At 53.1% G+C, this 8,761-nt stretch carries 11 protein-coding genes; 1 reads left to right on the forward strand and 10 read right to left on the reverse strand.

Annotated features, from left to right (window positions below):
- Positions 1-206: hypothetical protein (locus Enr8_RS25790; RefSeq protein WP_222434844.1), on the forward strand; the 206-nt coding region annotated here is incomplete at its 5' end.
- Here Enr8_RS25790 and Enr8_RS10905 read toward each other — a convergent pair.
- The 10 genes from Enr8_RS10905 to Enr8_RS10950 form a co-directional block, all read right to left on the reverse strand.
- Positions 193-828 (reverse strand): DUF416 family protein, encoded by a 636-nt coding sequence (locus Enr8_RS10905; protein ID WP_146431346.1) that lies wholly within the window; start codon positions 826-828, stop codon positions 193-195. The genes Enr8_RS25790 and Enr8_RS10905 overlap by 14 nt on opposite strands.
- Positions 829-840: 12 nt before the next feature.
- Entirely contained in the window at positions 841-2,016 is a 1,176-nt protein-coding gene (locus Enr8_RS10910) for a polymorphic toxin-type HINT domain-containing protein (protein WP_146431348.1), read from the reverse strand.
- Positions 2,017-2,483: 467 nt separating this feature from the next.
- Entirely contained in the window at positions 2,484-2,987 is a 504-nt protein-coding gene (locus Enr8_RS25795; RefSeq protein WP_222434845.1) for a T6SS immunity protein Tdi1 domain-containing protein, read from the reverse strand.
- A 285-nt stretch (positions 2,988-3,272) separates the two neighbouring features.
- The gene (locus tag Enr8_RS10920) at positions 3,273-3,542 is read right to left on the reverse strand and encodes a hypothetical protein (RefSeq protein ID WP_146431350.1); all 270 of its coding nucleotides are present in this window, start codon (positions 3,540-3,542) and stop codon (positions 3,273-3,275) included.
- A gap of 314 nt (positions 3,543-3,856) precedes the next feature.
- Complete coding sequence (locus Enr8_RS10925) at positions 3,857-4,234, reverse strand: immunity protein Imm33 domain-containing protein (RefSeq protein WP_146431352.1); 378 nt, start codon at positions 4,232-4,234, stop codon at positions 3,857-3,859.
- A 2-nt stretch (positions 4,235-4,236) separates the two neighbouring features.
- On the reverse strand, positions 4,237-5,382 hold the full coding sequence (locus Enr8_RS10930; protein WP_186767570.1) for a polymorphic toxin-type HINT domain-containing protein: 1,146 nt from the start codon (positions 5,380-5,382) through the stop codon (positions 4,237-4,239).
- Positions 5,383-5,861: 479 nt separating this feature from the next.
- Positions 5,862-6,365: a T6SS immunity protein Tdi1 domain-containing protein gene (locus Enr8_RS25800; RefSeq protein WP_222434845.1), complete on the reverse strand. Its 504-nt coding sequence runs from the start codon at positions 6,363-6,365 to the stop codon at positions 5,862-5,864.
- Positions 6,366-6,650: 285 nt separating this feature from the next.
- Positions 6,651-6,920, reverse strand: a complete 270-nt coding sequence (locus Enr8_RS10940) for a hypothetical protein (protein ID WP_146431350.1) — start codon at positions 6,918-6,920, stop codon at positions 6,651-6,653.
- Between the two features lie 314 nt (positions 6,921-7,234).
- On the reverse strand, positions 7,235-7,612 hold the full coding sequence (locus tag Enr8_RS10945) for an immunity protein Imm33 domain-containing protein (RefSeq protein WP_146431352.1): 378 nt from the start codon (positions 7,610-7,612) through the stop codon (positions 7,235-7,237).
- Between the two features lie 2 nt (positions 7,613-7,614).
- Positions 7,615-8,760, reverse strand: a complete 1,146-nt coding sequence (locus tag Enr8_RS10950; RefSeq protein ID WP_186767571.1) for a polymorphic toxin-type HINT domain-containing protein — start codon at positions 8,758-8,760, stop codon at positions 7,615-7,617.
- Position 8,761 lies beyond the last annotated feature (1 nt).

Genomic DNA, 8,761 nt, shown 5'->3' on the forward strand with positions numbered 1-8,761 from the left:
CGGCCGAAGAAGACATGCGGAAGACCTCCCTGCAAAGCGAACGCCTGGCGGCGAAACGGACGTCGCGAAATCGCCAAGACGTATTTGCCGGATTATCGCAGATTGCCCATCATGGCGCAATCGCCGTGCCCCCCTTTTCTCTACACGTTATTCAATCATTCAAGAACACGACATTTGACAATAGCTCACGGACTATTGGGCCTTGACCAGTGACAGGGCAGCCCTTTTCATTTTCTCCTCCAAGCCAATGGCCTGTTCTCGCAATAAGCCGATAACACTCTGATAATCTACATCTCTTTCAGATGTGCCTTCAAGCATCGCTAGAGTATCGATTTGTCGCTTGAGTTCATCCTGCACTACATCACATTTTAAAATCGCCTCCTCACTACCGGTCTCCCGATAATCCAAACATTCGGTATTTTGAGCTAAATAGTCTACAGCCTCGTAAGCCTGCTCCGCCGCCAAAACAGCAGGCTCACCAAATTCCGAAAAGTAGCATTCAGACGCCAACCCCAGCGCCAGTACCGCATTCTCCGCAAGTGGATCCAGCAAGGTGAATTCGGACTTTGGCCAGTCATCATTTGGAGCTAGAGATGGATACTCCCTCAAGAACTCATGCTTCGCTATCACCACGTTATTAAGAAGTTGGTCCCATGAAGTATTTGCGATCGATCGCAGATAAGACCAACGATTGTTAGCGTGCACTTCACTAAACGCGTGATAAAACGGCAAAAGCCGCTCAGCACAAGCCAAAGCAAATGCCATTCGCGAACGGCTTGACAAGCAATCTAGTCGTCGTTTCAGTTCTACTTGGTCAAAAAATAACATTCCATATTTCCCTCAATCCCAAACAGCAGATCTTGGACTGGTAATCCTCGCACCTGCCTCTTGCAACTTCTTGAGGCAGTCATCGCAAAAATCACGAGATGTTCCAATGGATTTTGGCTTGAGCCCCCTGTTTAGTGCCTCTTGAAGTGCTGTAATCTCGGCATGCTCACCAGTAAGTTTTGAAGCTATTTCACCGGGTCTCAGTGCCGCACGTTGAGCTGGACTAAGGTCGCGAACACCACCCCCAACGATGTCCCCGCCCGATGTTTCCAAAACGGCGGTAGTGCGCCCATTTTTTGCGGCTCGATGGTTAAGCACTGAATGAATTTCATCCGCCCGTTGCGTCAACCGTGTCCCGTTTGGAACGCCACCCGGACCACAAGGCACATTATTATGCACCAACACGCCCAGATGCCCAACACGATAGACATGATCCGCCTCCACCGTAAAGTTGAAAACCTGGTGGTAGCCCGGGATCCTGCGTTTCGACTTCAGCGTGACAAGATCATCGGCGCCTTGCAGCAGTTCTCCTTCCTTCAGCTGATAGACCTGGACATGATCGTCTCGGTCAACGCTGTAGAAGGGATGAAAGCCGGTCGCACGTAGCGTGTCGCGTTGGCCGCTGACCGANTCGACGTCGAGNTCCCAGANGTCGTGGTTTTGGTGGCTGATCGTGGAGAGGATGACCTGGCCNGGCGCGTCGGGTATCGTCGGGCAGGGATCGATCGCCGTGACTTCGCCTTCGGTCTCGGGCGGAATTCCCATTTCGATCAGATCGAACGGGAACGGGATTTTGGCGCCCAGTTTGACTTCCCAGATCTCTAGCCAATCGGGCGAAGCGAGCGTCTGCGCTACGATCCGATCAGGGTGCCCGGCGGCGTCGACGGTTTCGGCGGCGATCGTCACCCGCTTCCAGGTCGCTGGATCGACCGACGTTTTTAAAGGGCGATCGGCCGCGGCGACGTCGGTTACGACCCGCTGCCCAACCCGGACGGTCTCAATGTCTTGAAAGCGCAGCGACGAGTCTTCGGCGACGACATTATNCGCCTGGGCGTCGGCCGGCGTCGACCACTTCCAAATCGCCGGCAACGCGCCCGCCAAAATGAGCAGGCAGCCGGCGAGGTAGAGCCAGGGGACTCGCGGTGAGGGAGTTCGAGCTATTGGTGAAGAAGACATGGCGGTCTCCATTTGGGGCGCCAAATCATCGCCATTTCAGCACGACCAACACACCAATTAGAAACAGCAACAAGAGAATTCCAGGCAAGAATACATCGGAGCAGATATTTGAAGATCGGCTTGTCATCAAGTTCCTCGACTTCCGTCAACTGCATGTCCAATCGTTCGATTTCCTCTTGATCATACTCGACACTGAGTCCGGATCGAAGTTGAGCAGAGTAACTGTTCAATTCGTCGTCATGTTTTTCCTTCTCGAATTGAGAACCGTAACGTCCCGATGAAAGGTAGACGCTTTTCACTAGATCTTCACGGGCCAGCTGAGGATCAAACGCACACTCGCCGCACCGGTCGTACGGAAGCGATTTCCTAGTTCCACATTTGATACAGATCGCAATGATCAGTCCTCACTACCGTTGCGGATCGCCCATTTTTCACTTAACGATTTCGGAAATTGATCGCCCCTCTAGCGACCTTTTCTCCTAATTGCGAAGCTGCCCGCACAAGTGCCAATAAACCGAAAGATCGGTGACTTCCAGGTTATCGACGTCGCCGGCGCCACCAAGAAAAAGCGGCACCTTGTAACCAGCGCACTGATAATGCTTCAGCTTCGCTCTTGCTGCCGCTTGCCATTGTAGAAAGAACGGCTTCGCGAGAGCATCGTCAGGGTAGTCGACAAGCTCATCGTTATGGAACGCGATGGGGTCGACAGGGATTTGCAACGCCGACCCGGTGCCAAATCCGAGCATCAAGACTTGGGGCATTCCTTTCGATCGTCGTCCGGCATCGGCGGCAAACTGCCTTCCTAGCCAATCATAGCCAAACACCGTGATGTGTTGCGCTAACTCGGGAAAAGCAAGACATCCTGCTTCTGTGGCTTCCTCAACTTCGTCAGCTCGAAGTACTCGGTAGAGACCATCGTTAAACGTTTTTCCGCCAAGATTCTTCAACACCGAGCAAACCGTTGGTTCGTCGACGCTTGCCATGCTCGACAAGTCTCCAGAAGATCGATCTTCGGTACAGCGAAAGCCAATATTAAATCGGTCGAATGCCATATGTCTAGTCGATTGTGAAAATACCAATGAGCTGCTCGTTATGGTTAAGATATTGCGTTCTCTCTACCCCAAGCGAATCCGCAGCACGTCTGGCGGATCCAGCAAGACGACGATTAATTCAAACTGGCGCGAAGCCGCCGCGGAATGCGTTGATAGTGCGGTTGGCCGGACGGTTACCATCCCAGAACCAAATGTTTTCGACTCGGCCTGCAGTCGCTACAATGGCTCTGTTAAGCCTAGATTTTCGCCAAGCGATTCCAAGAATTCCTTTCTAACTTGTGCGTCAGTTGATGATGGAGCGACCGTAGCCAATTGGCTTAAAATTGCCAAAAATTCATCTTGCTCATCGATTGTCAAACTCTTGAGACAAGCCGCAATATTCTCTAGTTGGCGAATCGCTTCATCTGGGTCAACGATATCGTCGCCCGACACTCCCAAAAAAACGCACACATCGATGAGGGCAGTTGCAAGCGATCTGTTAATCATGGCACGACCTCCACGCTGATATTCTTTATTCCAAGTTGTTCAAACATCCTGAGTGCTCGCTTCCTTTCTGCATGGCTCGGTACTTCCCATCGTCCAGTCAGACCATTTTCCTCAAGCGACGCAGATTGCCTGATTGCCTGTCGTTTTGCCTTAGGAAAAGTAGTGACGGCAAGCTTGCGATCGACCAATACATTGCCGTCTAGACCGTCGAACTTGACTGGACGTCCGTTACCATCAGTCACTGGCACTTGACGTGTTTGAGTGGTCCGAAAACTGGGGTCCATTTCAGCACGCCAACGAAGCCCAAAGCTTGATCAAGACTCTGTTTCCGTCTCGTCACTTTCTTCTTGTTTCGCCAATTCTCGATCGAACCATACATCTTCAAATGACGGTGCAAGTAGAAAACGCCAGCCGATCGGAAGTTGGAGATAGGGGATTACTTGTGGGCACCACGAAACCAAATGCTCTACATGGAGCGGTACAAAGTAGCTAGGATCGTCGGACCACTCGCCAGCCCAAATAAACCATCCTGTAGTGTCTCCAATGGGTTTGACCCGCAGACCATTTAATGGCTCGACACCCTCTCGCACGTTTTGTGCGATTCCCACCTTGAGGTTCAGTGGACATGGCATTGGCGTGGCGCTGAATTGTTCGCATACAGCCCACTGCCTTTCGGTTTCCGACGGAGTCATCGTCACAATCCTAGTAGAATCTTCATGCGTTTGACAAATGCTGACAGTAGCCCGCCCTGCCTCGCCGAACAAGTCGGACAATGTGCTTGAACGGCGTCTACTGCCGATTGTTTAGCGACGTCCACCTTACCCTCACGATAATATTGAACGGATAACGGATCCTTATGGTCAGCAACTTGATTGGGCGTAACCTTGCCGCACTCAACACATGGCTTTCCCTGCACGGCTCTGCGCTGTTCTGCAGTTGGCCCAGCTCCTCTGGGGCGTGAATACGGCTTTGTTATGCTTGGATTGGGCGTAAAATCTTTGCCGGGAACGTTCGAAATTCCTTTTGGCGTCCCACCCGGACCACAAGGCACATTATTATGCACCAACACGCCCAGATGCCCAACACGATAGACATGATCCGCCTCCACCGTAAAGTTGAAAACCTGGTGGTAGCCCGGGATCCTGCGTTTCGACTTCAGCGTGACAAGATCATCGGCGCCTTGCAGCAGTTCTCCTTCCTTCAGCTGATAGACCTGGACATGATCGTCTCGGTCAACGCTGTAGAAGGGATGAAAGCCGGTCGCACGTAGCGTGTCGCGTTGGCCGCTGACCGATTCGACGTCGAGTTCCCAGATGTCGTGGTTTTGGTGGCTGATCGTGGAGAGGATGACCTGGCCAGGCGCGTCGGGTATCGTCGGGCAGGGATCGATCGCCGTGACTTCGCCTTCGGTCTCGGGCGGAATTCCCATTTCGATCAGATCGAACGGGAACGGGATTTTGGCGCCCAGTTTGACTTCCCAGATCTCTAGCCAATCGGGCGAAGCGAGCGTCTGCGCTACGATCCGATCAGGGTGCCCGGCGGCGTCGACGGTTTCGGCGGCGATCGTCACCCGCTTCCAGGTCGCTGGATCGACCGACGTTTTTAAAGGGCGATCGGCCGCGGCGACGTCGGTTACGACCCGCTGCCCAACCCGGACGGTCTCAATGTCTTGAAAGCGCAGCGACGAGTCTTCGGCGACGACATTATTCGCCTGGGCGTCGGCCGGCGTCGACCACTTCCAAATCGCCGGCAACGCGCCCGCCAAAATGAGCAGGCAGCCGGCGAGGTAGAGCCAGGGGACTCGCGGTGAGGGAGTTCGAGCTATTGGTGAAGAAGACATGGCGGTCTCCATTTGGGGCGCCAAATCATCGCCATTTCAGCACGACCAACACACCAATTAGAAACAGCAACAAGAGAATTCCAGGCAAGAATACATCGGAGCAGATATTTGAAGATCGGCTTGTCATCAAGTTCCTCGACTTCCGTCAACTGCATGTCCAATCGTTCGATTTCCTCTTGATCATACTCGACACTGAGTCCGGATCGAAGTTGAGCAGAGTAACTGTTCAATTCGTCGTCATGTTTTTCCTTCTCGAATTGAGAACCGTAACGTCCCGATGAAAGGTAGACGCTTTTCACTAGATCTTCACGGGCCAGCTGAGGATCAAACGCACACTCGCCGCACCGGTCGTACGGAAGCGATTTCCTAGTTCCACATTTGATACAGATCGCAATGATCAGTCCTCACTACCGTTGCGGATCGCCCATTTTTCACTTAACGATTTCGGAAATTGATCGCCCCTCTAGCGACCTTTTCTCCTAATTGCGAAGCTGCCCGCACAAGTGCCAATAAACCGAAAGATCGGTGACTTCCAGGTTATCGACGTCGCCGGCGCCACCAAGAAAAAGCGGCACCTTGTAACCAGCGCACTGATAATGCTTCAGCTTCGCTCTTGCTGCCGCTTGCCATTGTAGAAAGAACGGCTTCGCGAGAGCATCGTCAGGGTAGTCGACAAGCTCATCGTTATGGAACGCGATGGGGTCGACAGGGATTTGCAACGCCGACCCGGTGCCAAATCCGAGCATCAAGACTTGGGGCATTCCTTTCGATCGTCGTCCGGCATCGGCGGCAAACTGCCTTCCTAGCCAATCATAGCCAAACACCGTGATGTGTTGCGCTAACTCGGGAAAAGCAAGACATCCTGCTTCTGTGGCTTCCTCAACTTCGTCAGCTCGAAGTACTCGGTAGAGACCATCGTTAAACGTTTTTCCGCCAAGATTCTTCAACACCGAGCAAACCGTTGGTTCGTCGACGCTTGCCATGCTCGACAAGTCTCCAGAAGATCGATCTTCGGTACAGCGAAAGCCAATATTAAATCGGTCGAATGCCATATGTCTAGTCGATTGTGAAAATACCAATGAGCTGCTCGTTATGGTTAAGATATTGCGTTCTCTCTACCCCAAGCGAATCCGCAGCACGTCTGGCGGATCCAGCAAGACGACGATTAATTCAAACTGGCGCGAAGCCGCCGCGGAATGCGTTGATAGTGCGGTTGGCCGGACGGTTACCATCCCAGAACCAAATGTTTTCGACTCGGCCTGCAGTCGCTACAATGGCTCTGTTAAGCCTAGATTTTCGCCAAGCGATTCCAAGAATTCCTTTCTAACTTGTGCGTCAGTTGATGATGGAGCGACCGTAGCCAATTGGCTTAAAATTGCCAAAAATTCATCTTGCTCATCGATTGTCAAACTCTTGAGACAAGCCGCAATATTCTCTAGTTGGCGAATCGCTTCATCTGGGTCAACGATATCGTCGCCCGACACTCCCAAAAAAACGCACACATCGATGAGGGCAGTTGCAAGCGATCTGTTAATCATGGCACGACCTCCACGCTGATATTCTTTATTCCAAGTTGTTCAAACATCCTGAGTGCTCGCTTCCTTTCTGCATGGCTCGGTACTTCCCATCGTCCAGTCAGACCATTTTCCTCAAGCGACGCAGATTGCCTGATTGCCTGTCGTTTTGCCTTAGGAAAAGTAGTGACGGCAAGCTTGCGATCGACCAATACATTGCCGTCTAGACCGTCGAACTTGACTGGACGTCCGTTACCATCAGTCACTGGCACTTGACGTGTTTGAGTGGTCCGAAAACTGGGGTCCATTTCAGCACGCCAACGAAGCCCAAAGCTTGATCAAGACTCTGTTTCCGTCTCGTCACTTTCTTCTTGTTTCGCCAATTCTCGATCGAACCATACATCTTCAAATGACGGTGCAAGTAGAAAACGCCAGCCGATCGGAAGTTGGAGATAGGGGATTACTTGTGGGCACCACGAAACCAAATGCTCTACATGGAGCGGTACAAAGTAGCTAGGATCGTCGGACCACTCGCCAGCCCAAATAAACCATCCTGTAGTGTCTCCAATGGGTTTGACCCGCAGACCATTTAATGGCTCGACACCCTCTCGCACGTTTTGTGCGATTCCCACCTTGAGGTTCAGTGGACATGGCATTGGCGTGGCGCTGAATTGTTCGCATACAGCCCACTGCCTTTCGGTTTCCGACGGAGTCATCGTCACAATCCTAGTAGAATCTTCATGCGTTTGACAAATGCTGACAGTAGCCCGCCCTGCCTCGCCGAACAAGTCGGACAATGTGCTTGAACGGCGTCTACTGCCGATTGTTTAGCGACGTCCACCTTACCCTCACGATAATATTGAACGGATAACGGGTCCTTATGGTCAGCAACTTGATTGGGCGTAACCTTGCCGCACTCAACACATGGCTTTCCCTGCACGGCTCTGCGCTGTTCTGCAGTTGGCCCAGCTCCTCTGGGGCGTGAATACGGCTTTGTTATGCTTGGATTGGGCGTAAAATCTTTGCCGGGAACGTTCGAAATTCCTTTTGGCGTCCCACCCGGACCACAAGGCACATTATTATGCACCAACACGCCCAGATGCCCAACACGATAGACATGATCCGCCTCCACCGTAAAGTTGAAAACCTGGTGGTAGCCCGGGATCCTGCGTTTCGACTTCAGCGTGACAAGATCATCGGCGCCTTGCAGCAGTTCTCCTTCCTTCAGCTGATAGACCTGGACATGATCGTCTCGGTCAACGCTGTAGAAGGGATGAAAGCCGGTCGCACGTAGCGTGTCGCGTTGGCCGCTGACCGACTCGACGTCGAGCTCCCAGACGTCGTGGTTTTGGTGGCTGATCGTGGAGAGGATGACCTGGCCGGGCGCGTCGGGTATCGTCGGGCAGGGATCGATCGCCGTGACTTCGCCTTCGGTCTCGGGCGGAATTCCCATTTCGATCAGATCGAACGGGAACGGGATTTTGGCGCCCAGTTTGACTTCCCAGATCTCTAGCCAATCGGGCGAAGCGAGCGTCTGCGCTACGATCCGATCAGGGTGCCCGGCGGCGTCGACGGTTTCGGCGGCGATCGTCACCCGCTTCCAGGTCGCTGGATCGACCGACGTTTTTAAAGGGCGATCGGCCGCGGCGACGTCGGTTACGACCCGCTGCCCAACCCGGACGGTCTCAATGTCTTGAAAGCGCAGCGACGAGTCTTCGGCGACGACATTATTCGCCTGGGCGTCGGCCGGCGTCGACCACTTCCAAATCGCCGGCAACGCGCCCGCCAAAATGAGCAGGCAGCCGGCGAGGTAGAGCCAGGGGACTCGCGGTGAGGCGTTTCGAGCTATTGGTGAAGAAGACATG

It is taken from the genome of Blastopirellula retiformator (genome assembly GCF_007859755.1).
Classification (GTDB): domain Bacteria; phylum Planctomycetota; class Planctomycetia; order Pirellulales; family Pirellulaceae; genus Blastopirellula; species Blastopirellula retiformator.

Excerpts from the sequence above, each read along its gene's own strand:
- Enr8_RS10905 (WP_146431346.1), bottom strand. The coding sequence starts at position 828 with ATGTTATTTTTTGACCAAGTAGAACTGAAACGACGACTAGATTGCTTG.
- Enr8_RS25795 (WP_222434845.1), bottom strand. The coding sequence starts at position 2,987 with ATGGCAAGCGTCGACGAACCAACGGTTTGCTCGGTGTTGAAGAATCTT.
- Enr8_RS10920 (WP_146431350.1), bottom strand. The coding sequence starts at position 3,542 with ATGATTAACAGATCGCTTGCAACTGCCCTCATCGATGTGTGCGTTTTT.
- Enr8_RS10925 (WP_146431352.1), bottom strand. The coding sequence starts at position 4,234 with ATGACTCCGTCGGAAACCGAAAGGCAGTGGGCTGTATGCGAACAATTC.
- Enr8_RS10930 (WP_186767570.1), bottom strand. The coding sequence starts at position 5,382 with ATGTCTTCTTCACCAATAGCTCGAACTCCCTCACCGCGAGTCCCCTGG.
- Enr8_RS25800 (WP_222434845.1), bottom strand. The coding sequence starts at position 6,365 with ATGGCAAGCGTCGACGAACCAACGGTTTGCTCGGTGTTGAAGAATCTT.
- Enr8_RS10940 (WP_146431350.1), bottom strand. The coding sequence starts at position 6,920 with ATGATTAACAGATCGCTTGCAACTGCCCTCATCGATGTGTGCGTTTTT.
- Enr8_RS10945 (WP_146431352.1), bottom strand. The coding sequence starts at position 7,612 with ATGACTCCGTCGGAAACCGAAAGGCAGTGGGCTGTATGCGAACAATTC.
- Enr8_RS10950 (WP_186767571.1), bottom strand. The coding sequence starts at position 8,760 with ATGTCTTCTTCACCAATAGCTCGAAACGCCTCACCGCGAGTCCCCTGG.